This is a genomic window from Acidovorax sp. 59 (assembly GCF_002754175.1).
GTDB lineage: Bacteria > Pseudomonadota > Gammaproteobacteria > Burkholderiales > Burkholderiaceae_C > Acidovorax > Acidovorax delafieldii.
Map to the genome: position 1 here is coordinate 3,059,117 of NZ_PEET01000001.1, position 25,778 is coordinate 3,084,894.

Sequence of the window (25,778 nt, forward strand, 5' to 3'; positions counted from 1 at the left end):
GCTGTTCATTCGGCTAACGCCCAGCCGCCGCCCAGCGCCTTATAGAGGCGCACATGGTCTGCTGCGACCGCAGCGGTGGTTGTGGCCACGCTCTCTTGCGTGGACAGCAGCGTGCGTTGCGTCTCCAGCACCGCCTGAAAGTCAATCAATCCGCTGCTATAGCGCTGCTGCGCCAGCAGCGCGGCGTTGCGGGCGGCGTCCGCGGCGGCCGTCAGTCGCTCCAGCTTGTCCCGGTCGCCACGCAAGGCCACCAGCGCGTTCTCCACATCCTGCAGGGCCGTGAGCACGGTGGCTTCGTAGGCCACGCGGGCCTGCTCCAGCGCGGCAGACTGCACGCGCACCTGGGCGCGGGCGGCGCCGCCATCCAGCAGCGGGATGGACACGCTGCCCAGCAAGGCGCTGGTTACCGCACTGCCCCCCGACAACGCGCCCAGCGTGAGGGCACGCAGGCCCAGCGAGCCACCGAGGGAGAAGCTGGGGTAGCGCGCCGCATCGGCCTGCGACACGCGCGCCAGGGCGGCAGCAATGCGCTGCTCGGCCGCACGCACATCGGGGCGTTGGCGCAGCGTCTCGGCCGGGATTGCCAGCGCCAGTTCTGCGGTGGGCTGCGGCACGGGCGCGCTGGCGGCCAGCGTGGCATCCAGGGCACCTGGCACCTGGCCTGTCAGCACGGCTAGGCTGTAGCGCGACTGCGCCAGGCTGGCTTCCAGGCTGGGAATCTGCGCGGCGGTCTGCTCGGCCGCTGCACGGGCCTGCTCGGTGACGAGCGAGGTGGTGAGCCCGGCCTGCAGGCGCCACTGGGTGAGCTGCAGGGTCTCTTGCTGGCTGGCCAGGTTGCTGCGCGCAATGGCCAGGCGCTGCTGCAGCCCGCGCAGCTCGATGTAGTTAACGGCCACCTCGGCGGCCAGCGACACCTGCACGTCGGTCAGGCTGGCCTCTGCCGCGCGGGCGTCGGCCTCGCTGGCGCTCACGCCGCTGCGCAGGCGGCCAAACACATCGGGCTCCCAGCTCGCATCAAAACCGGCCTGGAAGGTGTTGCCCGTGCTGTTGCTGGCCCGGCTGCGCTGCGCCGAAGCCGACGCACCTACGCTGGGCAGCAGGCCGGCCGATTGCACATCCACCTGGGCGCGTGCCTGCTGCAACGACGCCTGGGCGGTGCGCACGCTGGTGTTGGCGCGCAGGGCTTGTTCTACCAGCGTGGTGAGCGAAGGGTCGTCAAAACGCTGCCACCACTGGGCCAGGGATGTAGCCGTAGCCCCTTGCGCTGTGCCGTTGCCCCCCGCAGACCAGGCCGGGGGAACGGCCACTGCGGGCAATGCGCGATCCGTGGGTGCCAGGCTGGCACACCCGGCGGTGGCTAGCACGCACAAAAACAAAGCCGTTTGCCTCCACGGCACAGCACGCAAAGGTTGCGCTGCGCGGGCAGTGGGTGTGCCGGTAGAGGCAAGTGGGAGAAAACGCATGGGCAATGGCTACGCAGGGGAAAACTCCATTGTGAGCAGCGATTGCGCCAACAACGTACCCACTGGGTCAAGCCCGCGTAAAGAATTGATGCAAGGCAAAGGTCACGCAGCCACCGTGCCGATGTGGCATGTGGCTAAAACACGCAAGCATGCGGCGCCGCACAGACGGCCCCACACGCAAGTGGCCGGGGTGCCGCTCAGTGCGCGAGCCGCGATTCTTCCCGCAACAGCACCACCGGCGCCAACGCGCGAGCCCGGTACTCGCTGGGGCTGCACCCCACATGCGAGCGGAACGCGCGGCTGAAATGCGCGCTGTTGTTGAAGCCCCAGGACAACGCAATGTCAGTGACCGAGCGCTGCGCATGCGCCGGGTGGCGCAGGTCGCGCAGACAGGCCTCCAGCCGCCGGCGCTGGATCATGGCGGCCAGGGTTTCCTCGTCATTGGCCACCGCGTTGTACAGGTGCCGCTTGCTGCAGTTGAGCGCCTGGGCCATGCGGTCGATGGTGAGGTCGGGGTCGCCCAGGTGCCGGTCGATGTATTGGCTGATGCGGTCACGCAGGGCCTCACGCTGCGACAGCAGGCTTTGCTGCCCGTTGCGCTCCAGCAGCGACAGCTGCACCAGGTGCGTGATCACATCGGCCACGCCATCGGCGGCGGCGTCGGACATGGTGGGCAGCTCGGCAAACGCGGCGCGCATGGTGTCCCATGCCAGCCGCGACACGCCGCTGGTGCCCGAGAACCGCTGCACCATCAGATCATCGAGCTTGAGCTTGCGCTCGGGCAGTTGTTCCTTCGGGATCATCAGCACCATCTGGCGCACGGCCTCGGGGTTGCTCACGGCATAGGCGCGCGTGGTGTCGTACACGCTCCACTCACCCGGCGACAACCATACCTGGCGACCGTTCTGCTCGAAGCACGCGCGCCCTTCGAGCTGGGCCACCACCTTGATGTAGGCCCGGTCGCTGCCCCGAATGAGGCTGGGGGTGCGCACCACGCGGTGGCGGCTCACGTCCAGCTGGCACAGGTTCACATAGCCCGCCTGGCCCGAGGTGATGTGGCCTGCAAAGGCATCGTCACCAAACGCGTCGGACTCCAGCCCGCCAATCAGGCGCCACACCGCATCGCCCCACAGGTGCAGGCGGTCGCGCGCAGGCACGGCGTCGGTGGATACCTCGGTCAGGGGATGGGCCATGGTGTCTCCAGTGCGGGTTGCGCAAGCCTGATGGTTATGCGGCTGAATTATCGGACGCCCCGTTACCCCGTGCCACCGAGGGAAATCCGGGTAAACCCGCTGCCGTCTGCACGCTGAGGCAAGCGTTTTGTGCACGCTGAGCGCAGCGCGCAGGGGCTGGTCTCCCTACGATTCCCGGCACGGCGTGCAACACGCAGGCCCCATCCGAGGAGACACACAATGACATCACACCAACCCTCCAAGCGCCAGTGGATCAAGGGCGCCGCCGCCACGGTCGGCACCCTGGCCGTGGCACCCCAGCTGTGGGCCCAGGGCAACAGCGCGGCATCCGTGCGCATCGGTTATGCCATTGCCCGCACGGGCCCCTGGGCGGCCGGTGCCCAGGTCAGCCAGGAGCCCAACTACCTGCTGTGGGCCGAGCAAGTGAACGCAGCGGGCGGCCTGAGCGTGAAGGGCACCAAGCGCCCCATCGAACTCATAGGCTACGACGACCGCAGCGAGACCGAAACCTGCGTGCGCACCTACGAGAAGCTCATGGGCAGCGACAAGGTGGACCTGATCCTGCCGCCCTGGGGCTCGGGTGCCAACTTCGCCATCGCGCCGCTGGCCAACCGCTTCGGCTACCCGCTGCTGGCACCCACGGCGCTGTCGCGCAAGCTCATCGACATGAACCTGCCCTACTTCTTCTCGCTGCTGCAGCAGCCCGACAAGATGATGGGTGCGCTGGTGGACATGCTGGTGGCCAACAACGTCAAGACCATTGCCATCGTCTACATGGACGACCTGTTTGGCCTGGAGAACTTCGCCGCGCTGAACAACGCGCTCAAGAAGACCAGCATCCAGGTGCTGGAGCGCAAGAGCTACCCGCTGGGCGTGAAGGACCTGGCGCCCGTGCTGCGCGGCATCAAGGACCAGAACCCCGACGCCTTCATCGGCATCACCTACCCGCCCGACACCATCCTGGCCAGCCGCCAGGCGCGCGAGGTGGGCCTGAACCCCAAGTTCTTTTACGCATCGGTGGGCACGGCCTTCCAGCTGTACAAGAACGTGATGCAGGCCAACACCGAAGGCGTGATCGGCATGGGCTCGTGGAGCGTGAAAACCAGCCCCGAGGCCAAGGCGTACTTCGACGCGCACGTGAAGAAGTTCAACAAGGAGCCCGACCGCTGGGCCAGCGGCCATGCCTGGGCAAGCCTGCAGATCCTGCAGCAGGCCGTGGAGAAGGCGGGCCTGGACCGCAAGGCCCTGCGCGAGCACATCGCCAAGAACGAGTTCCAGACCATCCTGGGCGGCATCCGCTTCCAGGGCAGCGAGAACGCGTCCATCCCCGGCACCGTGAGCCAGTGGCAGGGAAACGACTTCGAAGTCGTGTGGCCCAAGGACCGCGCCACCGCGCAGTTGAACACCGCGAAACCAGCCTGGAAATAACAAAGTGTCTCTGACTTCCTGGGCCGAACTGGTCGCCAGTGGCCTCATTACCGGCGGCATCTATGCGCTGGTGGCCATGGGCCTGAACCTGCAGTACGGGCTAATGCGCATCATGAACATCTCGCATGGCGAGTTCCTGATGCTGGGCGCCTTCCTCACCTGGTCCGCGCACACCCTGTGGGGCATCTCGCCGCTGCTGCTCATGCCGCTGGCTTTCATCGCATTGTTTGTTTTGGGGGTGGTGGTGCACGCGCTGTGCTTCAAGCGCCTGGCAGCGCGCGCGCCCAATGTGGACGTGTTCGAGGCGCGCAGCCTGATGGTGGGCTTTGGCCTGATGTTCCTGGTGCAGAACACTGCCCTGCTGATCTGGGGCGGTGACCTGCGTGGCTATGAATACCTGGCCGACCCGGTGCAGATTGCGGGCATGCGTTTCACTGAAAACAAGCTGGTGCTGTTTGGCGTGGCACTGGCGCTGTCGGCCGCGCTGATCGCGCTGCTCAAGCTCACGCTGCTGGGCAAGGCCGTGCGGGCACTGATGCAGTCGCCCACGGGCGCGCAGTTGGTGGGCATCAACACCCGGCGACTGCATCCCATGATGTTTGGCATCGGCCTGGGCCTGTCGGGCGTGGCGGGAGCGCTGCTGTCGATGACGTATGAGATTTCCCCGTCGATGGGGGAGCCCTACACCGTGACGGCGCTCATCGTCATCACGCTGGGCGGCTTTGGCAGCCTGGCGGGCAGTCTGGCCGGCGGCTTGCTGCTCGGCGTGGTCGAGGCGCTGGGCATGCACTTCAGCAGCCCGTCTCTCAAGATGCTGCTGAGCTATGCAGTGTTCATCGGCGTGCTCATCTGGCGCCCCAACGGACTGTTCTCCAAAAAATGACTTCCCTTCATTCCAACAAGCCTTGGCTGGCCTTGGCAGCGGGGGTGGCGGTGGTCGCCACCCTGCCCTGGCTGGTGTCCGAGTTCGCCACCTCGGTGCTGCTCAGCTGCCTGATGTACATCGCGCTGGCCACCAGCTGGTCGCTGTTCTGCGGTGCCACCCGCTACCTCTCACTCGCCACGTCGGCCTTCTTCGGCATTGGTGCGTACACCAGCGCCACGCTGCTGGGCGTACTGCCCTGGCCGCTGGTGATTCTGAGCGGCGCACTGATCGCCACCATCGTGGCCGTGGTGATGGGGGCTGCCGTGCTGCACCTGCGCGGCACCTACTTTGCGGTGCTCACCTTCGGCATGACGGAGTTGATCCGCCATGCCGTCACCTTTGTCGAAAAGCAGGTCTCTGGCACCGTGGGCCGCGTGCTCACGGTGGTGCCCAGCAACGAGACGGTGTACCTCACGGTGCTGCTGATTGCCGCAGCGGCTATTGCCACGGCCATTGCCATCCAGCGCAGCCGGTTTGGCCTCGCACTGGCAGGCATCGGCGCCGACGAGCAGCGCGCCCAGACGCTGGGCGTGGACACGCGCCTGGCCAAGATCGCGGGCTTTGGCATCACCGCCGCCTTTGCAGGCGCCGTGGGCGCGGCCATGGCCGTGCGCTGGACCTACATCGAGCCTGCAGCCGTGTTCAGCCCCTTCATCGGCTTCCAGACCGTGCTGATAGCACTGATTGGCGGCGCGACCAGCATTGGCGGCCCCATCCTGGCAGCCATCGTGTTCAGCCTGCTGGCCGAGACGCTGCGCCTCCAGCTGCCCTACGGCTACATGATGGTGCTGGGGCTGCTGCTGATTTTGTGCGTGATGTACCTGCCCAATGGCCTGGCCACGCTGTGGCAACGGCGCAAGCCTGCTGCGGAGGCGCACCATGGCTGAAGCCCTTTTGACCATTGACAGCGTGACCGTGCGCTTTGGCGGCCTGACTGCCGTGGATGGCGTGAGCGCCACGCTGCACACGGGCGAGCTGATCGGCATCATCGGCCCCAACGGTGCGGGCAAGACCACGTTCTTCAACGCCATCTCGGGCGTGCAACCGCCTACCTCGGGCACGCTGCACTGGGGCGCCGACAACCTGACCGGCAAGGGCCCGCACCACTATGCAGCCCACGGTATTGCCCGCACCTTCCAGACGCCGCGCGTGTTCCCCGACATGACGGTGCGCGACAACGTGCGCTTTGGCATGCAGTTCGCAGGCCGCCACCGCCAGGGGCCCGAGGGCCTGCGCAGCGAGGGCGAGATCCTGGCCATGCTGGGCCTGGCGCACCTGGCCGACCGCCCCGCAGCCGACGTGACGCCGTCGCAGCAGCGCCTGTTGGAGATTGGCATGGCCCTGGGCACACGCCCGCGCCTGCTGCTGCTCGACGAGGTGGCTGCGGGCCTGACAGAGGCCGAGGTGGACGCCATGGCCCAGCGCATCCGCCGCCTGCGCGACGACTGGGGTCTGACGGTGGTGTGGATCGAGCACGCGGTGACCACGCTGCTGAAGTACGTAGAGCGCGTGCTGGTGCTGCACCAGGGCCGCAAGATTGCCGACGGCACGCCCGCCGAGGTGGTGCGCGACCCGCAGGTGATCGAGGCCTATCTGGGTGACGAAATGGCCAGCGGCAAAGAACAAGGAGCCACGGCATGAGCGGCGCACACCTCTCCGTGCAGAACCTGACCACGGGCTACCACGGCTTTCAGGTGCTACAGGACCTGGCACTGGAAGCCGCGCCCGGCATCACCGTCATCGTCGGCCCCAACGGCGCGGGCAAGACCACGCTGCTCAAGGCCCTGGCGGGCCTGCTGCCGCGCCAAGGCACGGTGACGCTCGACGGGCAGGCCGTGCCTGCGATGAACGCCACCGCCTGTGTGCAACGCGGCCTGGCGTTGGTCGCCGAAGGTCGCCAGCTGTTTCCGCAAATGACGGTGACCGAGAACCTGGAGCTGGGCGGCTGGCTGGTGCCGTCGCGGGTACGCGCCGAGCGGTTGCACCAAGCGTTTGAAGACTTCCCCCGCCTCAAAGAACGCGCCACACAGCTAGCCGGCACCATGAGCGGCGGCGAGCAGCAGATGGTGGCCGTGGCCCGCGCCATGATGAGCGGCCCGCGCCTGTTGATGCTGGACGAGCCCTCGCTCGGTCTGGCCCCCCGCATGGTCGATGAACTGCTGACCATCGTGCAGCGCATTGCCGCACAGGGCGTCACCGTGCTCATGGTGGAGCAGAACGTGCGCAAGGCGCTGCAGATCGCGCAGCGCGGCTATTTGCTGGAGCGAGGACGCATCGTGGCGTCTGGCGCAGCCTCTGACTTGCTGCAGTCCGACGTGGTGCGCCAAGCCTACCTGGGCGTGACCTGAATACCTCTTTCCCCCTTTTTTATCTGTTCTTTTTCAGGAGCTTTCATCCATGACTGCCATTGCCATGTTGATCAACGGCGAGCGCGTGCAAGCCACCGGCGGCGCCACGTTTGAGCGTCGCAACCCGCTGGACGGATCGGTCGCCACCACGGCACCCGCTGCCAGCGTGGCCGACGCCAAGGCCGCTGCCGACGCAGCCGCCAAGGCCTTCCCGGCCTGGTCGGCCCTGGGCCCCAACGCGCGCCGCGCGCTGCTGCTCAAGGCAGCACATGCGCTGGAGGCCCGCACGGCTGACTTTGCGGTGGCCATGGCGGCCGAGACCGGCGCCTCGGGCATGTGGGCGGGCTTTAACGTGCACCTGGCTGCCGGCCTGCTGCAGGAAGCCGCCGCCCTGACCACGCAGATTGCAGGCGAAGTGATTCCGTCCGACGTGCCCGGCAGCCTGGCCATGGGCGTGCGCCAGGCAGCGGGCGTGGTGCTGGGCATTGCACCGTGGAACGCACCCGTCATCCTGGGCGTGCGCGCCATCGCCACGCCGCTGGCGTGCGGCAACACGGTGATCCTGAAGGGGTCGGAGCTGTGCCCCGCCACACACGGCCTCATCATCGAGGCGCTGCAGGAGGCCGGTTTGCCCCCCGGTGTGGTGAACTTCGTGACCAATGCACCCGTCGATGCGGGCGCCGTGGTCGAGGCCATCGTGGCCCACCCGGCAGTGCGCCGCATCAACTTCACCGGCTCCACCAAGGTGGGCCGCATCATTGCGCAGACCTGCGCCAAGTACCTCAAGCCCGTGGTGCTGGAACTGGGCGGCAAGGCCCCGCTGCTGGTGCTGGATGACGCCGATATCGACGCCGCCGTGGCGGGCACCGTGTTTGGCGCGTTCGCCAACTCGGGCCAGATCTGCATGTCCACCGAACGCATCATCGTGGACAACGCCGTGGCCGACGAGTTCGTGGCGAAGCTCGGCGCGCGTGCCCAATCCCTGCCCCTGGGCGACCCACGCAAGGGCCCAGTGGTGCTGGGATCGGTGGTGGACATGGCCACCGTGCACCGCTGCAACGCCCTCATCGACGACGCACTGGCCAAGGGCGCCAAGCTGATTTGCGGCGGCAAGAGCGACAGCACGTTGATGCAGGCCACCGTGCTCGACCATGTGACGGCAGAGATGGACATCTACCGCGAAGAATCGTTCGGCCCTGTCAAGCCCGTGGTGCGCGTGAATGGCGTGGAAGAAGCCATTGCCTGCGCCAATGACAACGAGTTCGGCCTGTCATCCGCCGTGTTCAGCCGCGATGTAGCCAAGGCGTGGAATGTGGCCGCACGCATCGAGTCGGGCATTTGCCATGTGAACGGCCCCACGGTGCATGACGAAGGCCAGATGCCTTTTGGCGGCGTGAAAAGTTCGGGCTATGGCCGCTTTGGCGGCATGGCCGGTGTACGTGAATTCACCGAACTGCGCTGGATCACGGTGCAGACCACGCCACGCCACTATCCGTTCTGAGCATCAAAAAAGATAGCACCTAGCGCATGATTTACCTGCGCCAGGTGCCACTTTTCTTCAAAATCACACGGTGATGGCATCCAACGGCCAGCGCGGCTTCACGTCAAAGGCGTAGTCGGTGTTGGCCTGCTGCTGCCCTACCTGCAGCCGCATGGCCGCTGCCATGGCAATCATGGCGCCGTTGTCGGTGCACAGGTGCAGCTCAGGGTAGTGCACGCGCACCTTGGCCGCAGCGCAGGCCGCATTGAGTTGCGCACGCAGGTGCCGGTTGGCCCCTACACCACCGGCGACCACCACACGTTTCAGGCCGGTCTGCTTGAGCGCGGCCAGCGTCTTCTTCACCAGCACTTCGACAATCGCAGCCTCGGTGCTCGCCGCCAGGTCGGCCTTGCGTGCTTCCAGCTCATCGCCCAACTTCTTGGCCTGCGTGAGCACGGCCGTCTTGAGCCCGGCAAAAGAGAAGTCGAGATTGCCGCTGTGCAGCAGCGGGCGTGGCAGCTTGAAGGCCGTGGCATCGCCCTGCTCAGCCAAGCGCGACAGCGCAGGGCCACCGGGGTAGCCCAGGCCCATGAGTTTGGCGGACTTGTCGAACGCCTCGCCAGCCGCATCGTCAATGGTCTCACCCAGGATCTCGTAGCGACCCACGCCATCCACCCGCATCAGCTGCGTGTGGCCGCCCGAGACGAGCAGGGCCACAAAAGGGAACTCTGGCGGGTCGGCGCTGAGGAAGGGTGACAGCAGGTGCCCCTCCAGGTGGTGCACGCCCAGCACCGGCTTGTTGAGCGCTGCGCCCAGCGCGCAGGCCACGCCCGCGCCTACCAGTAGCGCACCCGCCAAGCCCGGGCCGCGCGTGTAGGCCACCACGTCCACATCGGCCAGCGACTGGCCGGACTCGGTCAGCACCTGCGTGGCCAGTGGCAACACGCGGCGGATGTGGTCACGGCTGGCCAGCTCGGGCACCACACCACCATAGGCCTGGTGCATCTCGATCTGGCTGTGCAGCGCGTGCGACAGCAGCGTAGGCACGGCATTGCCCGTGGAACGGACCAATGCCACGCCCGTCTCGTCGCACGAAGATTCAATACCCAGGATCAGCAAGCTCATGCCCCGAGTGTAAAACCCGGGGCCGATCCGTCCCGGAGGGCTGTTTACCAGCGGTCCGACCGCATGCGCAACTCCCAGTTGCCGCTGCGCAGCTCATACACACCCACGGCACCGTAGCGCTGCTCGCCCTTCTCATCCCAGGTCATGGTGCCAATCACTGGGGCATAGCCGTTGATGCTGTGCAGGGCCTTGGTGATTTCCTTGGGGTCGGCGGACTTGGCTTTCTGGATGGCCGCCGAAAGCACATACGTGCTGTCGTAGCTGTAGTGGCCACCGTAGGCCGGAGGCTTCTTGAAGGCGGCGATGTACTTTTCAAGGAAGGGCTTGCCGGTGGTGAACTCCTTGGCTTCCAGCACTGGCGAGGTGGCGTACAGCCCCTGCACGATGCCCGCGCCCTTGGTCATGTCGGTGGTCTTGATGGTGTCGCCACCCAGCAGGCTGACCTTGGTGTGGTCTACCTTCTTGAGCGCTTCGAGCAGCGCCAGGGCCTGGAAGTCGTTGAGGGTAGAGACAATCACCTCCACGTTGGCGGCCTTGAGCTCACCGGCCAGCTGGTCGAAGGCCACGGTCTTGTCGTCGAACGACTTGCGCACCACCACTTCCTTTTTCTCGGCCTTGAGCTGTTCGGCAGCGCCATCGGCGAGGCCCTTGCCGTACGGGGTGCCGTCGTCCAGCGCGGCGTAGCGGTTGGCGCCCAGCTGCGTGGCCGCAAAGGAGCCGATGGCGCGCGCCTGCAAGGTGTCATTGGCCACCATGCGGAACGTGGTGGGGAACCCGAGCTGCGTGAACTTGGGATTGGTGGAGATGGCGATCTGTGGAATGTCTTTGGCAGCGTAGATGGGTGCGGTCTCGATGCTCACGCCCGAGTTGAGGTGGCCCACGACGGCTACCACGCCCGCATCCACCAGCTGCTGGGCGACCGCCTTGCCGGTGGTGGCGTCGGCCTTGTCATCCACGGACACCACCTCCAAGGTCACGCGCTTGCCGTCCACGGTGTAGCCGGACTTGTTGAGTTCCTCCACCGCCAGCTTCACGCCATTGAGCAGATCCTGCCCCAGGGCGCCCAGCGGGCCGCTCAAGGGCTGTGCAACACCAATTTTGATGGTGTCCGGCACCTTGCCGCATCCGGTCAGGAGTGCAGCAGTCGCCACTGCGGTCAAGGCCAGGCTGGCCGAGAAGCGGCGCCGGTTCATGTGCTTGTTCATGCAAAAAACTCCATTTCAGTGTGTCTGTGTGACCAGATGTATATGCGACGCTCCGCTGGGTGAGCTACCGGGTATGCCCTCCCACGGTGTCAGTATTAGCAACTTTCAGGCCCCACAACGGGGGCCAGGGCACCCAGGCGTGGCGGGCCTGGGGCCGGTATGGGCCCTGCGTGAAAGCCCATCGCAACGGCGCTCTGGGGCCGTGCACCACCCCGGCGCACCAATTTGTGGCGTAAAAATTGCTTATGCTTACGGGTATGAATGAGGCTTTGCGCATCGTGGTGGTTGCCCCGGATCTGGCAGTCGCCGACCCTGACGACGAACACGCCATGGAGCAGGCGGAACGGTCGCGGGCGCTGCGCATCGGGCTGCTGGAGAACAACTTCAACCTGGTGGCCACGCTGCCCGCCGACGTGTTTCTGAGCGAGCGCATTGCCCAGCTGCAGCCTGACCTGATCATCGTGGACGCCGAGAGCGAAGCCCGCGACGCGCTGGAGCATGTGGTGATGGCCACACGCGACGAACGCCGCCCCATCGTGATGTTCACAAACGATGAAGACACCTCGCACGTGAAGGACGCGGTGGCGGCCGGTGTGTCTGCCTACATCGTGGCGGGCTTGGCACCGCAGCGCATCCGCCCCATTCTGGACGTGGCCATGGCCCGCTTCCAGCACGAACAGGCCTTGCGCGCCGAGCTGGCCGACGCCAAGACCGAGCTCAAAGACCGCAAGACCATCGACCGCGCCAAGGGCCTGTTGATGCAGCGCCAGGGCCTGACCGAACAGGCCGCCTACGAAAAGCTGCGCAAGACCGCCATGGACAAGGGCCTGAAGCTCGTGGACGTGGCTCAGCGCATGCTGGACGTGATGGATCTGCTGGGGTAAAACCAGAGAACAACCCCCTGAGCGGCTGCGCCGCTTCCCCCTTCTCTCGAATGATTGCGTCATTCGGGAAGGGGGACGATGCCCTCGCTGCGGTGCGGCCCTTGCTTGGCATCCCTCGCCTGGGCCGCGCCCAATTCCAAGGCCCCTCCCAAATGGTGCGCCGCACAAAGGCAGTGCGACCACACTGATCACAACAAGAACACCCCTGCTGCAAGCCCCGCAGGCGTGTAGCGCTTATTGATCAAGCGCTGACAGCTATCTATTCCATAGCAACCAACGCTCCAACATGGCGCAGCGCACGCTGGCACGCGCTTTGCATTGCACAGTGCAAGACCAATGCAGGTCTGACCACTGACAGCACTGACCCAACGGCGGGCCGGTGCTGGCAAGGAGCCCCGGACCCGTTCCAGGCTCCACCCAGGACAAAGGCGTCCCCACCCGCTCCCGGCGTTGCTTTGATGCAGCCAGGCGCGGTGTGAGGACGCCTTTTTTGTTTTTCACGCCACCAGGGATGCCCCATGACCGATCTGTTGAAAACCAGCCTCAACCGCCGCACCGTGCTGCAGGCCGCCACCGTGGGCGCTGTGGGTGTAAGCCCCGCGCTGCGCGCGCTCGTCCACGCAGCGGGCTCCGACGCCCCCGAGAAGAAGGAAGTCAAGATCGGCTTCATCCCGCTGACCGACTGCGCCAGCGTGGTCATGGCTTCGGTGCTGGGCTTCGACAAGAAATACGGCGTGACCATCGTCCCCAACAAGGAAGCCAGCTGGGCCGGCGTGCGCGACAAGCTGGTCAACGGCGAACTGGACTTTGCCCATGTGCTCTACGGCCTGGTCTATGGAGTGCACCTGGGCACCGCCGGTCCCAAGAAGGACATGGCCGTGCTCATGAACCTGAACAACAACGGTCAGGCCATCACCCTCTCCAAGGCCCTGGCCGACAAGGGTGCGGTGGATGGCCCGTCCCTGGCCAAGCTCATGGCCAGCGAGAAGCGTGAATACACATTTGCGGGCACCTTCCCCACAGGCACCCACGCGATGTGGATGCACTACTGGCTGGCAGCGGCGGGCATCAACCCGCTGTCGGGTGCCAAGCTCATCACCGTGCCCCCGCCGCAGATGGTGGCCAACATGCGCGTGGGCAACATGGACGGCTTTTGTGTGGGCGAGCCCTGGAACCACCGCGCCATCATGGATGGCATTGGCATCACGGCCAACACCACGCAGGACATCTGGAAGGACCACCCCGAGAAGGTGCTGGGCACCACGGCCGAGTTCGTCAAGAAGTACCCCAACACCACGCGCGCCGTGATGATGGCCGTGCTCGAAGCCAGCCAGTGGATCGACGCCAGCCTGTCCAACAAAATGAAGATGGCCGAGACCGTGGCCGGCAAGGCGTATGTGAACACGGGCGTGGATGCCATCAACCAGCGCATCCTGGGCCGCTACCAGAACGGTCTGGGCAAGACCTGGGACGACCCCAACCACATGAAGTTCTTCAACGACGGCGCGGTGAACTTCCCCTACCTGTCGGACGGCATGTGGTTCCTGACCCAGCACAAGCGCTGGGGCTTGCTGAAGAGCCACCCCGACTACCTGGCCGTGGCCAAGGAGGTCAATCAGGTGGACCTCTACAAGTCAGTGGCCAGCGCCATGAAGATCAGCGTGCCCAAGGATGTGCTGCGCACCAGCAAATTCATCGACGGCGTGGTGTGGGACGGCAAGGACCCCGCCAAGTACGCCGACGGCTTCAAGATCAAGGCCTGACGGCAAGCCTGCCCCAGCGCCCGCCCGGCCACCCCGCAAGCAAGCCCTGCACAGGAGAAAACCATGGTCAGTGCCGTCTTTCACTCCCCGTTGGATGCAGCCCCCGTGGCCGCACAGAATGCTATGAATACTGTAGCTGCAAGCGCATCATCCACTAGCGCAAGAAGCCAAAAGGCTGCGATATCTGCCCCCAAGGCACCTGCAACGCCCTCCAGCGTGGCCACTGGCCGCGACTGGTCCGCCCTCTCGCGCAGCTTCTGGCTGGCCGTGCTGCCGCCGCTGTGTGGCCTGGGCCTGCTCATCGGCCTGTGGGCGGTGGTCTCCACCACCACGGGCGGCAGCATCCCCAGCCCCAAGGACACCTGGCTGCAGGCGCTGGAAGTGTTCAGCAACCCCTTCTACCGTAACGGCCCCAACGACCAGGGCGTGGGCTGGAATGTGCTGATGAGCCTGCAGCGCGTGGCCATCGGCTTCGGCATGGCGGCGCTGGTGGGCATTCCGGCGGGGTTTGTGATCGGACGCTTCAACTTCCTGTCGCGCATGTTCAATCCGCTCATCAGCCTGCTGCGCCCCGTGTCGCCGCTGGCGTGGCTGCCGATCGGTCTGCTGGTCTTCAAGGGCGCCAACCCGGCGGCCATCTGGACCATCTTCATCTGCTCCATCTGGCCCATGATCATCAACACCGCCGTGGGTGTGCAGCGCGTACCGCAGGACTACATGAACGTAGCGCGCGTGCTCAACCTGAGCGAATGGAAGATCGCCACCAAGATCCTGTTCCCCGCCGTGCTGCCCTACATGCTGACCGGTGTGCGCCTGGCCGTGGGCACCGCGTGGCTGGTGATCGTTGCGGCCGAGATGCTGACCGGCGGCGTGGGCATCGGCTTCTGGGTGTGGGACGAGTGGAACAACCTCAACGTCAAGAACATCATCATCGCGATCTTCGTGATCGGCATCGTCGGGCTGCTGCTGGAGTTTGCACTCATCAAGCTGGCCACCGCATTTACGTTTGAAGAGGTGAAAGCATGAACACGACAGCTCCATCCCCCCACCCTTCCATGAGCACCAAGTTCATCGAGATCCACGGCGTCGAGCAGACCTTCAAGACGGCCAAGGGCCTGTTCCCGGCGCTGCGCGACATTCACCTGACGATTGCCAAGGGCGAGTTCGTGGCGCTCATCGGCCACTCGGGCTGCGGCAAGTCCACCTTGCTCAACCTGATTGCCGGCCTGACGACGCCCACCAACGGCGCGCTGCTGTGCGCCAACAAGGAGATCAAGGGCCCGGGGCCGGAGCGCGCGGTGGTGTTCCAGAACCACTCGCTGCTGCCCTGGCTCACCTGCTTTGACAACATCTACCTGGCCGTGGAGCGCGTGTTTGGCGCCAAGGAAACCAAAGCCCAGCTCAAGGCCCGCACCGACGCCGCACTGGCGCTGGTGGGCCTGACCCACGCGGGGCAAAAACGCCCCGGTGAAATCTCGGGCGGCATGAAGCAGCGCGTGGGCATCGCCCGGGCCCTGAGCATGGAGCCCCAGGTGCTGCTGATGGACGAGCCCTTCGGCGCGCTCGACGCCCTGACCCGCGCCAAGCTGCAGGACGAGTTGCTGGAGATCGTGGCGCGCACCCAAAGCACCGTGGTGATGGTGACCCACGACGTGGACGAAGCCGTGCTGCTGTCCGACAAGATCGTGATGATGACCAACGGCCCGGCCGCCACGATTGGCGAGGTGCTGACCGTGGACTTGCCCCGCCCCCGCAAGCGCGTGGAGCTGGCCGAGGACCCGCAGTACGTGCACTACCGCAAGGCGGTGATCGACTTTCTGTACACGCGCCAGGGGCACGTCGAAAAAGCCGCTTGAGCGGCCGGTCAGCAGCGCACCCGGCCGCCCAAAACAAAAGGGCTCTGACCAGATCGGTCAGAGCCCTTTTTCGCTGTGTCCGCTTGGCAGAGCCGCCGCACGCGCGCAGCTCCAGACCAGCGCACCCGCGCAAGGGCTGCCCCGCCACTCTGGGTGCGTCCCCCTTCCCGCATGGCGCAGACCTTCGAGAGAAGGGGGAAGGCGCGCAGCGCCTCAGGGGGTTGCTCCTAGTGACTCCCGGTGATGTAGTTCTCCAACTGCTCAATGATGAATTTCTGCTCGGAGATGATGTCCTTGACCAGGTCACCAATGGAAATCATGCCCACCAGCTTGCCGCCATCCACCACGGGCAGGTGGCGCAGGCGGTTGTTGCTCATGAGCTGCATACACTGCTCGCTGGTCTGATCCGGGCGCACAAACATCACGGCCGAGGTCATCACATCCTTGACCTGGGTGACGGCTGAAGTGCGCCCCATGAGGGCGATTTTTCGGGCGTAGTCCCGCTCGGTGAAGATGCCGACGATGGACGCACCCTCGGTCACGATGAGCGCGCCAATGCCCTTGTCGGCCATGAGCTGGAGGGCGTCCAGCACGGAAGCAGCAGGGCTGATGGTATGGACGGTGGCGTCGGGTTTGGACTGAAGAATCTTGGCGACTGCGGTCATGGAAACCTCCCTCGTGAAAACGGAAACGGGCACAGGGAGATTTCAGCCCATAAGGCCCGTGCGCGCAACCCACGCAAGCCCCATGTGCAGCGCTTTTTGATCATCTGTTGCACGGCGAATGCAATGGATGTTTCTGCGCGGTTGCATACCGCCTTGCGCGAAACAAACTGAAAAGAAGCGAAACCGCGGCGAGACGACGCCCCCGGCCTGCCCCGGCACGATGGAGCCCATGTTCAACGCACCGACCACGTTCACCTCTGCGGCATCTGTTGCCTGCCACTGCCCGGCGGATTCCATGGCAAACCGCCAGGGTTCCGAGGGCAGGCAGACACGGCAGACGGCCCGGGAGATTGTTTCCAATACTGGAACAGTTAGTTCGCGACTCAGTGGTTTTTCTCTGAACAGCACCGGCGTACAGTTCATCCCATCGATGAGCCGAACCCGCAAGGCGACTCACCGAACCCGGTGCGAAGCGAGTCGTTTCTGATCTTCACCCGGTTTTTTGAGACGCTTTTTTAACTTCAAGGATTTCCATCATGAACAACACCGCACGTTTCCTGTCTATCGCCGCTGTCGCTGCTTTCGCTTCTTTCGGTGCCCAAGCCGACGAAGCTGACGCTTCGCAGTTCGCCACCCAATTCGAAACCAGCCGCACCCGCGCCGAAGTGATCGCCGAAGCAGCTACGGCTGTGCAAATGCGCAGCCAAGAGCCCGCAGGCTCCCGCGTGGTGACCTACAAGTCCACGGCTGACCGCGCTGCCGTGCGTGCCGAAGCTGCCGCACAAGCCATGCGCACTGGCCGCGTGGGCCCTGCTGAAGGCGGTTAATTCAATTTCTTGAATCCACAGCTTCACCCACCGCGTATTCCAGATACCTCGTCCCCATTTTTCGAATTTCACAGGAGTTTCATCATGAACAAGACTGCCCGTTTCCTCTCTATCGCTGCTGTTGCTGCTTTCGCTTCTTTTGGTGCCCAGGCTGACGAAGCCGATGCTTCGCAGTTCGCCACCCAATTCGAAACCAACCGCACCCGCGCTGAAGTGGCTGCCGAAGCTGCTACCGTGGCCCAGACCCGCTCCATCGAACCCGCTGGTTCGCGTGTGGTGACCTACAAGTCCACGGCTGACCGCGCTGCCGTGCGTGCCCAGGCTGCTGAAGCCCTGCGCACCGGCCAGATCTCGTCCGGCGAAATCGGCTCCATGTAATTCGCTGGGCCTGCGCCACGGTGCAGGTAGAAGGTTGCAAATGCCAAAAAGGCCGAGGCCCCTGCAGGGGCCTCGGCCTTTTTTGATGGTACTTCGCTAAAAAGTGAAGCTCGAAGCCCGCCCTCGACAGCTTGGCGGCCGCCGAGGGTCTCCGCCAAGATTTACTTGCCCGCGCGCGCCTGGGCGACCGCTGCCTGTACGTCCTTCCACAGCGCCTCGCCCACGTTGGCGGCAATGCTGGCGTTCACGGCACTGAGCTTGTCGCGCATGCGGTTGGCTTCAGCTGCGGGCAGATCATTGACCTGCATGCCTTTGCCCTTGAGGTCAGCCAGCGCCTTGTCGGCCTCGGCACGGGTGTCCTGGCGCTCGAAGTCGCGGCTCTTCTTGGCGGCGTCGAGCAGCACCTTCTGCTCAGCCTTCGACAGGCCATCCCAGTACTTCTTGCTGACCAGCACGATCCAGGGGCTGTAGACGTGGTTCGTCACCGTGAGGTACTTCTGCACCTCATAGAACTTGCTCGACAGGATGGTGTTGTAGGGGTTCTCCTGGCCGTCCACCGTCTTGGTTTCGAGGGCAGTGAAGAGTTCCGAGAACGGCAGCGGCACCGCATTGGCGCCCAGGGTCTTGAAGCTGTCGAGGAACACGTTGTTCTGCATCACGCGCAGCTTGATGCCGTCCATGTCTTCGAGCTTGTTGACCGGGCGCTTGCTGTTGGTGAGGTTGCGGAAACCGTTCTCCCAGTACACCAGGCCCACCAGGCCCTTTTCCTGCAGCTTGTCCATCACCTTCTGGCCCACGGGGCCATCGAGCACCACGTCGGCTTCCTTGGCGTTGTTGAACAGGAACGGCGTGTCCCAGATCGCCATTTCCTTGGTGATGCCCACCAGCGTGGCCGTGGAGCCCACCATCATCTCCTGCGCGCCGCCGATCAGGGCCTGCTGCATCTGCACGTCAGAGCCCAGCGCAGCAGCACCTATGGCGCGAATCTTCATCTTGCCGCCCGAGGCCTTTTCCACTTCCTGGGCAAACAGTTTGGTGGCCCGGCCCTGGTTGGAGTCCTCGTTGAGGCCGTAGCCAAAACGGATGATGCGCGGCTTGAAGTCTTGGGCTGCGGCCTGGAACGAGCAGGTGATGGCAGCGACCGACAGGGCGGCCAGCAGGGTGCGACGGAAAGTTTTCATGGTTGTCTCCATTGGCAAGAAAAACGGGAAAGAGGAAAAGGAATCAAAAGACATAGATGGCCAATACCGGCGCGGCCTAGGCCAGGGCCCCCGCGCAAGGGCCGCCCCGCCGCGAAGGCGGCGTATCCAGCTCATGCGCTGGGGGCGTCCCCCTCCCGCACTGCGCAGCAATGCGAGAGAGGGGTGAAGGCGCGAAGCGACTCAGGGGGTGCCTCATCTCACCTCAGCCAGACGACGGGCGCAGTCACGATCTGCGGGAAGACCACCAGCAGCGCCAGGATCAGCACGTAGGTGATAAGAAACGGGTTCACGCCCTTGATGACGCTGTGCATAGAGATGCGCCCCACCCCGGCGACCACGTTGAGCACCGTGCCCACCGGCGGGGTGATGAGGCCGATGGCGCCGTTGAGCACGAACATCAGGCCGAAATACACCGGGTCGATCCCCGCCTTGACGGCGATGGGCAGCATCACAGGCGCGAAGATCAGGATGGTGGGCGTGAGGTCCAGCGCCGTGCCGATGAGCACCAGCACGATCATCATCACGGCCATCAAGAGGCGCGGGTTCTCCACCAGCGGGCCCAGCCAGCTGGTCAGCACGTTGGGCAAGTCGGCCAGCGTGATCATGTAGCTGGCCACCTGGGCACCAGCACACAGGAACATCACGATGGAGGTCGTCTTGGCCGCCCGCACCAGCACGCCGTAGATGTCGGCCAGCTTCATCTCGCGGTGGATGAACAAGGCCACCACCAGGGCATAGAACGCAGCCACCACGGCGGCCTCGGTGGGCGTGAACACGCCGGTCTTCATACCGCCGATGATGATGAGCGGCATGAGCATCGCCCAGAAGGCGCGCACGGTGGCGCGCAGGCGGTCCTTGACGGGCAAGGGCTCGCCCTGGGGCAGGTCCATGCCGCGCAACACCCAGCGCCAGGCAAAGATGAGACCCACGCCCATCATCAGCCCCGGCACGATGCCCGACACGAAAAGCGCCGAGATCGAGGTATTGGTCGTCACACCGTAGATCACAAAGGGCATGGACGGCGGAATGATGGGCGCGATGATGCCGCCCGAGGCAATCAGCCCGGCGGATGTGTTCATGGGGTAGCCCTGCTGGCGCATCATGGGCAGCAGGATGGTGGCCAGCGCGGCAGTGTCGGCCAGGGCCGACCCGCTCATGCTCGCCATCAGCACCGCAGCGCCAATCGCCACATAGCCCAGCCCACCCCGGATGTGCCCCACCCAGGCCTGCGCCATGTCGATGATGCGGCGGCTGATGCCGCCGGAGTTCATCAACTCACCCGCCAGGATGAAGAAGGGCACGGCCAGGAGCGGAAAGCTGTCCACCCCGGCCACCAGGTTCTGTGCGAGCAACTGCGCATCCCAGAAGTCGAGCACCCAGGCCATGCCTGCGCCCGTGAGCACCAGGGCCAAGCCCATGTTCATGCCCGTGCCCATCAGCACCAGCATGCCCAGCGAAAAAACGAGAAAAGCCTGCGCTTCGGGTCCCATGGTCACTCCACCTCAGCGCCATGACCGAGGTCCAGCGGCTTGCGTTGAATCAATTCGATGGTTGCCATCACACCAATGGCCACCGCGCACAAAAAGGCCGGCAACGGCAGCAGCGCCGCCGGGTAGGCCATGACGACCGAGCGGCTGCCCATGCCCACCACCACCTGCTGCCAGGCACCCCAGGCCAGCATCGCGCTGGCGGTGATCACCAGCAGCCGGATCACGGCCGTCAGCAGGCCAAAGGCCACCGGGCGCTTGGCCAGCAGGCCAGCCAGGCTGGTGAAGGCCATGTGTTCGCCTGCCGGATAGGCCGCTGAGGCACCGATGAACACCATCCAGACGAACAAAAGGCGCGACAGTTCTTCACTGGCTGCCACGCCGCTGCCAAAGCCGTAACGCAGCACCACGTTGATGAACACGGCCACGGCCATCACACCCAGGCAGCTGGCCATGAGCACCTGGGAGATCCGAGCAAAGCGGCTCTGCGGCACGGCATGTTGTGCAGGGGAACTCATGCGGTCTCCTTCGTTGCCAGCCAGGCCGAGGCCTGTTGTTGCAGCGTGGGCAGGTCCAGCAATGCATCCAGGCGCAGCACGCCCGTTTCGCCCACGGGGGATTCCAGCGTGGCGAACTGGCTGTCCACCAAGGCACTGGAGAAAAAATGGGTGCCCGCTCGGGCAGCCACCCGCTGGCCGGCGTTGGCGCGGTCGATCTCCAGAAAGACAAAACGCAAGCCGGGGCAAGCATTGCGCAAGCGGTCCCGGTAGGCCCTCTTGAGCGCAGAGCAGGTCAGCACCACCCCGCGCGGCTGGTCCTGCAGCAGCTGTCCCAACGTGGCCAGCCATCCTTCACGGTCTGCATCGGTCAGTGCAATGCCCTGGCGCATCTTTTCGCGGCTGGCGGGGCTATGGTGGTCGTCCCCTTCGATCAGAGGCAGGCCCTCGGCCTGGGCCAGGGCGGAACCCAGGCTCGACTTGCCGCAGCCCGCCACGCCCATGACGACCACAAAAGCCGGTGACGCTTGAAAACTCATATTGGTAGCGCTATCCAAACAATCCATAAAAAAGGCATCCGCTCTGGATGCCGCACCATCTGTGGCAACTTCTGCAACTTGATCCAAAATGGTCCCTGTCGCGTTGCCCATCAGCTTGGACAGCGCTATCCTAACCAGATCAAACCCAACCCCCATGAGGGTTAACCCTTGAACAAACCCGAGACAAAACGCCGCTCCAGCGGCCGCATCACGCTGAACGACGTGGCCAAGGCCGCCGAGGTCAGCCCCATCACTGCCTCCCGCGCCCTGCGGGGAGAACGCGGCGTGGCGCAAGAACTGGTGCAGCGCGTAAAAGTCGCCGCTGAGCAATTGGGCTATGTACCCGACCCCGCAGCGCGCGCACTCGCTTCACAGCGCAGCGTGCAGGTGCCTGTGCTGGTGCCGCTGCTGTCCAACGCGCTGTTTGTGGACGTGCTGGAGGCCGTGCACCGCACGCTGTTCCCGCAGGGCTACCAGGCGCTGATCGGCGTCACGCACTACGACCCGCAAGAGGAGGAGCAGCTGCTGCGCACCTACCTCGCGCACCGTCCGGCCGGGCTGCTGGTCACCGGCTTTGATCGCACCGAGGCCGCGCGCCACCTGATTGCCGCCAGCGGCGTGCCCTGTGTGCACCTGATGGAGATGACCTCGGCCCCCGGCGTGTTCTGCGTGGGGTTTTCGCAGCAGGATGCAGGCCACAGCATGACGGATCACCTGCTGGCGCGGGGCTACCGAAAGATCGCTTTTGTGGCCGCCCAGCTGGACCCCCGCACCATGCAGCGCGCAGAGGGCTACCGCCGCTGTCTGCGCGAAGCGGGCCTGTACGACCCCAAGCTGGAGCTGCTGAGCCCGCAGCCTTCATCGATGCGGCTGGGTGGGGAACTGCTGGAAGAGCTGCTGCGCACCCGCCCCGGTGTCGATGCCGTGTTCTTCTGCAATGACGACTTGGCCCAGGGCGGCCTGCTGGCCGCGCAGCGCCTGGGTCTGTCGGTGCCCGGCCAAGTGGCCATTGCGGGCTTCAACGACCTGGCAGGCAGCGACCAGATGCTGCCGCCGCTGACCACGGTCCACACGCCACGCTCCGCCGTGGGCGAGGCCAGCGCACGCATGCTGCTGACGCTGATGCGCGGCGAGGTGCCAGAGTACAACTCGGTGAATCTGGGGTTTGAGCTGACGGTGCGCGAGAGCACCTGACCCCTCTCTCCGCGGCGCCCACCGGAAGCCACAGCGCCGCCCAGACCTACGCCAAGACCCGGCGGCAGCGCGGTCGCTCGTCTCGCGCAGACAACCCATCCCCTCACTATCGCTCAGGCCAGGGTGAGCGCCGTCGCACGCCACAACCGTCGCGTGCGCCCCCCCCACTTTGCCCACCTTTGAGCTCACGCCTCCTACCGGCTCTGCAGACGGGACGAGACCCTGACAGTCACGCAGCGTACGCCGTCGCGGCGGCCCCCCTACCCAGCATGCGACTCGGAGTCAGCGCACAGAGCTCTCGCCTCAATTTAAGACAATATATTTTCACAAAGGCAACAAGAAGTTTTTATCAAAGGTGCTCTTATCTACCGATAAATCTATCGATTTCCTGGAGAAATTCGGGTTAACACCTATCTCACTACAAACGACAACTGTTTGACACATTCAATTTGCATCACTACGATAAGCAAATATGTTGTCTTAATTGCCTTCTGCTGTTGTAGCAGGGGGTGTGCCCCGAACTACTCAGGAGAGAACCATGCGCAATCTGAATGGAAAGACCGTGATCGTGACCGGCGGCGGCGGCGGCATTGGTGGGGCCACCAGCCGCCGCTTTGCCGAAGAAGGCGCCAAGGTGGCTGTGTTCGACATGAACCTGGAGGCTGCGCAGAAAGTGGCCGAAGGCATCCAGGCTGCAGGGGGCGTGGCCCAGGCCTTCCAGTGCGATATCACCCAGCGCACCCAGGTAGACACCGCCGTGGCAGCGGCCGAAGCTGCCCTGGGACCCATCGATGTACTGGTCAACAACGCCGGCTGGGATGTGTTCAAGCCTTTCACCAAGACCGTGCCTGCCGAGTGGGACAAGCTCATTGCCATCAACCTGACGGGTGCACTGCACATGCTGCACGCCGTGCTGCCCGGCATGGCAGAGCGCAAGACCGGCCGCATCGTCAACATCGCGTCCGATGCGGCGCGCGGTGGTTCGTCCGGCGAGGCGGTGTACTCCGCGTGCAAGGGAGGGCTGGTGGCCTTGTCCAAGACGCTGGCCCGGGAGCACGCCCGCCAGAACATCACCGTCAACGTGGTCTGCCCCGGCCCCACCGACACCGCACTGCTGGCCGGTGTGGCTGAAGGCGCCCGCGACCCCGCCAAGCTGCTTGAAGCGTTTCGCAGCGCTATCCCCCTGGGCCGCCTGGGCCAGCCCGATGACCTGGCCAGCGCCATTGCCTTCTTTGGCAGCGATGACGCGGGCTTCATCACCGGCCAGGTCATCAGCGTGTCGGGCGGCCTGACCATGCACGGTTGATCCCCGGATACCTCCTTACCTTTACCGAGAGAACACCATGAATTTCGAAGACATCCTGTACGAAGTGCGCAACGGCGTGGCCTGGATCACCATCAACCGGCCCGACAAGATGAACGCCTTTCGCGGTCAGACCTGCGACGAAATCATCAAGGCGCTGAACAAGGCCGGCTATGACCGTGATGTGGGTGCCATCGTGCTGGCCGGCGCTGGCGATCGCGCTTTCTGCACTGGCGGCGACCAATCAGCCCACAGCGGCAACTACGACGGCCGCGGCACCATTGGGCTGCCTATGGAAGAGCTGCACACCGCCATCCGCGACGTGCCCAAGCCCGTGATCGCCCGCGTGCAAGGTTTTGCGATCGGCGGCGGCAACGTGCTGGCCACCATCTGTGACCTGACCATTTGCTCCGACAAGGCGCAGTTCGGTCAAGTCGGTCCCAAGATGGGCTCAGTGGACCCCGGCTACGGCACGGCTTTCCTGGCCCGGGTCGTCGGAGAAAAGAAAGCGCGCGAGATCTGGTACCTCAACCGCCGCTACAGCGGCGCCGAGGCCGTGGCCATGGGCCTTGCCAACTTCTGCTTCCCGCACGACGAGCTGGATGCAGAAGTGCAAAAAATTGGTGAAGAGCTGTGCGAGCGCAGCCCCACCGCGCTGGCCATTGCCAAGCGCAGCTTCAACGCAGACACCGCCCACCAGGCTGGCATTGCGGGCCTGGGCATGTATGCGCTCAAGCTGTATTACGACACCGAAGAGTCGCGAGAAGGCGTGAACGCTTTGAAAGAGAAGCGCAAGCCCGAATTCCGCAAGTACGTGAAGTAAGCAACCGCCGGAGAAGAACGATGAACCCGAACCCGTACATCAACGAAGACCTGCAGGCACTGGCTGAAACGGTGCGCCGCTTTGCGCAGGAGAAGGTCGCGCCTGGCTTTTTGGAGCGCGACAAGACCCGGGTGCTGGACCGCGCCCTGCTGCGTGAAATGGGCTCGCTCGGGTTCATCGTGCCGGAGTTGCCCGAGCAGTTCGGCGGACTGGGCATGGGGTGTCTGGCTGCGGGCGTGATCCACGAAGAGATTGCCCGCGCCGACCTGAGCTTCTCGTACCTGAATCTGCTGGCATCGCTCAACGCGCAGATCCTGTCCAAGTATGGCAACCCTGACGTGGTCGGCCCCTGGCTGCAGAAGCTCATTCAAGGCGAAGCGATCTGCGCCATCGCCCTGACCGAGCCGCGTGGCGGCTCCGACGCCGCCAACCTGCGCCTGAAGATCGACCGCGATGGCGACCATTACGTCATCAACGGTGAAAAGACCTCCATCTCGGCCGCCGACCAGGCCGACATCACCGTGGTGTTTGGTCGCACCGGCACACCCGAGCAGGCCGCGCATGGGGTGACCGCAGTGCTGGTGCCCATGGATACACCTGGCATCACCACCAACCGCTTTGACTGCCATGGCCAACGCGCCATTGGCCGCGGCTCGATCTTTTTCGAGAACGTGCGCGTGCCCATCAGCCACCGCCTGGGCGACGAGAACAAGGGCTTCGTGCAGGTAATGCACGGCTTTGACTTCTCGCGCTCGCTCATCGGTCTGCAATGCCTGGCCGTGGCGCGCGTGGCGCTGGAGGAAACCTGGGAATACATCACCCAGCGCCAGGCCTTCGGCCAGCCGCTGTCGGCGTTCCAGGGCGTGACGCATCCGCTGGCGCAGTACGACACTGAGGTCGAAGGCGCTCGCCTGCTGTGCCTGCAGGGCCTGTGGCTCAAGGACAAGGGCCTGCCGCACACCGCAGAAGCCGGCATGGCCAAGTGGTGGGGCCCCAAGCTGGCCTACGACGTGATCCACCAATGCCTGCTGTGCTTTGGCCACGGCGGCTACGACCGCGGACTGATGGAGCAGCGCCTGCGCGACGTGCTGGGCTTCCAGATCGGAGACGGCACGGCGCAGATCATGAAAACCATCATCGCCCGCGCCCGAGCCGGCCGCAAGTTTGTGCCGGCCTGAGCGCCCCCCCTAAGT

At 64.8% G+C, this 25,778-nt stretch carries 26 protein-coding genes; 16 read left to right on the top strand and 10 right to left on the bottom strand.

The features are described 5' to 3' along the window. Positions 1-5: 5 nt before the first annotated feature. Positions 6-1,364 carry an efflux transporter outer membrane subunit gene (locus tag CLU87_RS13895; protein ID WP_099732183.1) on the bottom strand — a complete coding sequence of 453 codons (1,359 nt, stop codon included), beginning with the start codon at positions 1,362-1,364 and terminating at the stop codon, positions 6-8. Positions 1,365-1,660: 296 nt separating this feature from the next. After that, positions 1,661-2,656: a helix-turn-helix domain-containing protein gene (locus CLU87_RS13900; RefSeq protein ID WP_099730811.1), complete on the bottom strand. Its 996-nt coding sequence runs from the start codon at positions 2,654-2,656 to the stop codon at positions 1,661-1,663. Between the two features lie 219 nt (positions 2,657-2,875). Between CLU87_RS13900 and CLU87_RS13905 the strand changes: the two genes are divergently transcribed. From CLU87_RS13905 to CLU87_RS13930, 6 genes are read left to right on the top strand one after another with little or no spacing between them, the layout of a single operon-like run. Continuing rightward, a complete protein-coding gene (locus CLU87_RS13905; protein WP_099730812.1) occupies positions 2,876-4,084 on the top strand; it encodes an amino acid ABC transporter substrate-binding protein in 1,209 nt (402 codons plus the stop codon). 4 nt (positions 4,085-4,088) lie between these two features. Continuing rightward, entirely contained in the window at positions 4,089-4,967 is an 879-nt protein-coding gene (locus CLU87_RS13910; RefSeq protein WP_099730813.1) for a branched-chain amino acid ABC transporter permease, read from the top strand. Next, positions 4,964-5,896, top strand: a complete 933-nt coding sequence (locus CLU87_RS13915) for a branched-chain amino acid ABC transporter permease (RefSeq protein ID WP_099730814.1) — start codon at positions 4,964-4,966, stop codon at positions 5,894-5,896. Before CLU87_RS13910 ends, CLU87_RS13915 begins: the two co-directional genes overlap by 4 nt. After that, positions 5,889-6,650: an ABC transporter ATP-binding protein gene (locus CLU87_RS13920; RefSeq protein WP_099730815.1), complete on the top strand. Its 762-nt coding sequence runs from the start codon at positions 5,889-5,891 to the stop codon at positions 6,648-6,650. Before CLU87_RS13915 ends, CLU87_RS13920 begins: the two co-directional genes overlap by 8 nt. After that, a complete protein-coding gene (locus tag CLU87_RS13925; RefSeq protein ID WP_099730816.1) occupies positions 6,647-7,357 on the top strand; it encodes an ABC transporter ATP-binding protein in 711 nt (236 codons plus the stop codon). The genes CLU87_RS13920 and CLU87_RS13925 overlap by 4 nt, the downstream gene beginning before the upstream one ends. A gap of 49 nt (positions 7,358-7,406) precedes the next feature. Next, the gene (locus CLU87_RS13930) at positions 7,407-8,858 is read left to right on the top strand and encodes an aldehyde dehydrogenase (protein ID WP_099730817.1); all 1,452 of its coding nucleotides are present in this window, start codon (positions 7,407-7,409) and stop codon (positions 8,856-8,858) included. Between the two features lie 63 nt (positions 8,859-8,921). Here CLU87_RS13930 and tsaD read toward each other — a convergent pair whose 3' ends face one another. Together tsaD and CLU87_RS13940 are read right to left on the bottom strand one after the other, a co-directional pair. Beyond that, positions 8,922-9,962 (bottom strand): tRNA (adenosine(37)-N6)-threonylcarbamoyltransferase complex transferase subunit TsaD, encoded by a 1,041-nt coding sequence (gene tsaD, locus CLU87_RS13935; RefSeq protein ID WP_099730818.1) that lies wholly within the window; start codon positions 9,960-9,962, stop codon positions 8,922-8,924. Positions 9,963-10,006: 44 nt separating this feature from the next. Further along, complete coding sequence (locus CLU87_RS13940; RefSeq protein WP_099730819.1) at positions 10,007-11,167, bottom strand: branched-chain amino acid ABC transporter substrate-binding protein; 1,161 nt, start codon at positions 11,165-11,167, stop codon at positions 10,007-10,009. A gap of 257 nt (positions 11,168-11,424) precedes the next feature. Here CLU87_RS13940 and CLU87_RS13945 point away from each other — a divergent pair, with 257 nt between their 5' ends. The 4 genes from CLU87_RS13945 (at position 11,425) to CLU87_RS13960 (ending at position 15,670) form a co-directional block, all read left to right on the top strand. Beyond that, entirely contained in the window at positions 11,425-12,051 is a 627-nt protein-coding gene (locus tag CLU87_RS13945; protein WP_099730820.1) for an ANTAR domain-containing response regulator, read from the top strand. Positions 12,052-12,569: 518 nt separating this feature from the next. Next, positions 12,570-13,814, top strand: a complete 1,245-nt coding sequence (locus CLU87_RS13950) for a CmpA/NrtA family ABC transporter substrate-binding protein (RefSeq protein ID WP_056743994.1) — start codon at positions 12,570-12,572, stop codon at positions 13,812-13,814. Positions 13,815-13,877: 63 nt separating this feature from the next. Next, complete coding sequence (gene ntrB, locus CLU87_RS13955; RefSeq protein ID WP_099730821.1) at positions 13,878-14,840, top strand: nitrate ABC transporter permease; 963 nt, start codon at positions 13,878-13,880, stop codon at positions 14,838-14,840. Beyond that, the gene (locus CLU87_RS13960; RefSeq protein ID WP_056058319.1) at positions 14,837-15,670 is read left to right on the top strand and encodes an ABC transporter ATP-binding protein; all 834 of its coding nucleotides are present in this window, start codon (positions 14,837-14,839) and stop codon (positions 15,668-15,670) included. The genes ntrB and CLU87_RS13960 overlap by 4 nt, the downstream gene beginning before the upstream one ends. Before the next feature lie 227 nt (positions 15,671-15,897). On the opposite strand, the gene CLU87_RS13970 is transcribed toward CLU87_RS13960, so the two are convergent. Then, complete coding sequence (locus tag CLU87_RS13970; RefSeq protein ID WP_015015148.1) at positions 15,898-16,335, bottom strand: CBS domain-containing protein; 438 nt, start codon at positions 16,333-16,335, stop codon at positions 15,898-15,900. A gap of 42 nt (positions 16,336-16,377) precedes the next feature. Continuing rightward, positions 16,378-16,632, bottom strand: a complete 255-nt coding sequence (locus CLU87_RS13975) for a hypothetical protein (RefSeq protein WP_099730822.1) — start codon at positions 16,630-16,632, stop codon at positions 16,378-16,380. Between the two features lie 239 nt (positions 16,633-16,871). Here CLU87_RS13975 and CLU87_RS13980 point away from each other — a divergent pair, with 239 nt between their 5' ends. Continuing rightward, a complete protein-coding gene (locus tag CLU87_RS13980) occupies positions 16,872-17,162 on the top strand; it encodes a DUF4148 domain-containing protein (protein WP_056058312.1) in 291 nt (96 codons plus the stop codon). 84 nt (positions 17,163-17,246) lie between these two features. After that, entirely contained in the window at positions 17,247-17,540 is a 294-nt protein-coding gene (locus CLU87_RS13985; protein WP_099730823.1) for a DUF4148 domain-containing protein, read from the top strand. A 161-nt stretch (positions 17,541-17,701) separates the two neighbouring features. On the opposite strand, the gene CLU87_RS13990 is transcribed toward CLU87_RS13985, so the two are convergent. From CLU87_RS13990 to CLU87_RS14005, 4 genes are all read right to left on the bottom strand, one after another. Continuing rightward, on the bottom strand, positions 17,702-18,721 hold the full coding sequence (locus CLU87_RS13990; RefSeq protein WP_056058306.1) for a TRAP transporter substrate-binding protein: 1,020 nt from the start codon (positions 18,719-18,721) through the stop codon (positions 17,702-17,704). A gap of 218 nt (positions 18,722-18,939) precedes the next feature. Continuing rightward, on the bottom strand, positions 18,940-20,232 hold the full coding sequence (locus tag CLU87_RS13995) for a TRAP transporter large permease (protein WP_056058302.1): 1,293 nt from the start codon (positions 20,230-20,232) through the stop codon (positions 18,940-18,942). Between the two features lie 2 nt (positions 20,233-20,234). Beyond that, entirely contained in the window at positions 20,235-20,747 is a 513-nt protein-coding gene (locus tag CLU87_RS14000; RefSeq protein ID WP_099730824.1) for a TRAP transporter small permease, read from the bottom strand. Further along, positions 20,744-21,265 carry a gluconokinase gene (locus CLU87_RS14005; RefSeq protein WP_233193786.1) on the bottom strand — a complete coding sequence of 174 codons (522 nt, stop codon included), beginning with the start codon at positions 21,263-21,265 and terminating at the stop codon, positions 20,744-20,746. Before CLU87_RS14005 ends, CLU87_RS14000 begins: the two co-directional genes overlap by 4 nt. A gap of 168 nt (positions 21,266-21,433) precedes the next feature. Here CLU87_RS14005 and CLU87_RS14010 point away from each other — a divergent pair, with 168 nt between their 5' ends. The 4 genes from CLU87_RS14010 to aliB all read left to right on the top strand — a co-directional run bounded on the left by CLU87_RS14010 (position 21,434) and on the right by aliB (position 25,763). Beyond that, positions 21,434-22,459 carry a LacI family DNA-binding transcriptional regulator gene (locus tag CLU87_RS14010; RefSeq protein ID WP_099730826.1) on the top strand — a complete coding sequence of 342 codons (1,026 nt, stop codon included), beginning with the start codon at positions 21,434-21,436 and terminating at the stop codon, positions 22,457-22,459. Between the two features lie 538 nt (positions 22,460-22,997). Then, positions 22,998-23,765 carry a 2-hydroxycyclohexanecarboxyl-CoA dehydrogenase gene (badH, locus tag CLU87_RS14015; RefSeq protein ID WP_099730827.1) on the top strand — a complete coding sequence of 256 codons (768 nt, stop codon included), beginning with the start codon at positions 22,998-23,000 and terminating at the stop codon, positions 23,763-23,765. A 37-nt stretch (positions 23,766-23,802) separates the two neighbouring features. After that, positions 23,803-24,585 (top strand): 2-ketocyclohexanecarboxyl-CoA hydrolase, encoded by a 783-nt coding sequence (badI, locus tag CLU87_RS14020; protein ID WP_099730828.1) that lies wholly within the window; start codon positions 23,803-23,805, stop codon positions 24,583-24,585. Between the two features lie 20 nt (positions 24,586-24,605). Next, positions 24,606-25,763 (top strand): cyclohexanecarboxyl-CoA dehydrogenase, encoded by a 1,158-nt coding sequence (aliB, locus tag CLU87_RS14025; RefSeq protein ID WP_056058286.1) that lies wholly within the window; start codon positions 24,606-24,608, stop codon positions 25,761-25,763. Positions 25,764-25,778: the final 15 nt, after the last annotated feature.

What these genes read in the sequence shown, in the direction of transcription:
- CLU87_RS13900 (WP_099730811.1), bottom strand. Translation starts at nt 2,656, where the DNA reads ATGGCCCATCCCCTGACCGAGGTATCCACCGACGCCGTGCCTGCGCGC.
- CLU87_RS13905 (WP_099730812.1), top strand. Translation starts at nt 2,876, where the DNA reads ATGACATCACACCAACCCTCCAAGCGCCAGTGGATCAAGGGCGCCGCC.
- CLU87_RS13915 (WP_099730814.1), top strand. Translation starts at nt 4,964, where the DNA reads ATGACTTCCCTTCATTCCAACAAGCCTTGGCTGGCCTTGGCAGCGGGG.
- CLU87_RS13920 (WP_099730815.1), top strand. Translation starts at nt 5,889, where the DNA reads ATGGCTGAAGCCCTTTTGACCATTGACAGCGTGACCGTGCGCTTTGGC.
- CLU87_RS13925 (WP_099730816.1), top strand. Translation starts at nt 6,647, where the DNA reads ATGAGCGGCGCACACCTCTCCGTGCAGAACCTGACCACGGGCTACCAC.
- CLU87_RS13930 (WP_099730817.1), top strand. Translation starts at nt 7,407, where the DNA reads ATGACTGCCATTGCCATGTTGATCAACGGCGAGCGCGTGCAAGCCACC.
- tsaD (WP_099730818.1), bottom strand. Translation starts at nt 9,962, where the DNA reads ATGAGCTTGCTGATCCTGGGTATTGAATCTTCGTGCGACGAGACGGGC.
- CLU87_RS13940 (WP_099730819.1), bottom strand. Translation starts at nt 11,167, where the DNA reads ATGAACAAGCACATGAACCGGCGCCGCTTCTCGGCCAGCCTGGCCTTG.
- CLU87_RS13945 (WP_099730820.1), top strand. Translation starts at nt 11,425, where the DNA reads ATGAATGAGGCTTTGCGCATCGTGGTGGTTGCCCCGGATCTGGCAGTC.
- CLU87_RS13950 (WP_056743994.1), top strand. Translation starts at nt 12,570, where the DNA reads ATGACCGATCTGTTGAAAACCAGCCTCAACCGCCGCACCGTGCTGCAG.
- ntrB (WP_099730821.1), top strand. Translation starts at nt 13,878, where the DNA reads ATGGTCAGTGCCGTCTTTCACTCCCCGTTGGATGCAGCCCCCGTGGCC.
- CLU87_RS13960 (WP_056058319.1), top strand. Translation starts at nt 14,837, where the DNA reads ATGAACACGACAGCTCCATCCCCCCACCCTTCCATGAGCACCAAGTTC.
- CLU87_RS13970 (WP_015015148.1), bottom strand. Translation starts at nt 16,335, where the DNA reads ATGACCGCAGTCGCCAAGATTCTTCAGTCCAAACCCGACGCCACCGTC.
- CLU87_RS13975 (WP_099730822.1), bottom strand. Translation starts at nt 16,632, where the DNA reads ATGGAATCCGCCGGGCAGTGGCAGGCAACAGATGCCGCAGAGGTGAAC.
- CLU87_RS13980 (WP_056058312.1), top strand. Translation starts at nt 16,872, where the DNA reads ATGAACAACACCGCACGTTTCCTGTCTATCGCCGCTGTCGCTGCTTTC.
- CLU87_RS13985 (WP_099730823.1), top strand. Translation starts at nt 17,247, where the DNA reads ATGAACAAGACTGCCCGTTTCCTCTCTATCGCTGCTGTTGCTGCTTTC.
- CLU87_RS13990 (WP_056058306.1), bottom strand. Translation starts at nt 18,721, where the DNA reads ATGAAAACTTTCCGTCGCACCCTGCTGGCCGCCCTGTCGGTCGCTGCC.
- CLU87_RS13995 (WP_056058302.1), bottom strand. Translation starts at nt 20,232, where the DNA reads ATGGGACCCGAAGCGCAGGCTTTTCTCGTTTTTTCGCTGGGCATGCTG.
- CLU87_RS14000 (WP_099730824.1), bottom strand. Translation starts at nt 20,747, where the DNA reads ATGAGTTCCCCTGCACAACATGCCGTGCCGCAGAGCCGCTTTGCTCGG.
- CLU87_RS14005 (WP_233193786.1), bottom strand. Translation starts at nt 21,265, where the DNA reads ATGAGTTTTCAAGCGTCACCGGCTTTTGTGGTCGTCATGGGCGTGGCG.
- badH (WP_099730827.1), top strand. Translation starts at nt 22,998, where the DNA reads ATGCGCAATCTGAATGGAAAGACCGTGATCGTGACCGGCGGCGGCGGC.
- badI (WP_099730828.1), top strand. Translation starts at nt 23,803, where the DNA reads ATGAATTTCGAAGACATCCTGTACGAAGTGCGCAACGGCGTGGCCTGG.
- aliB (WP_056058286.1), top strand. Translation starts at nt 24,606, where the DNA reads ATGAACCCGAACCCGTACATCAACGAAGACCTGCAGGCACTGGCTGAA.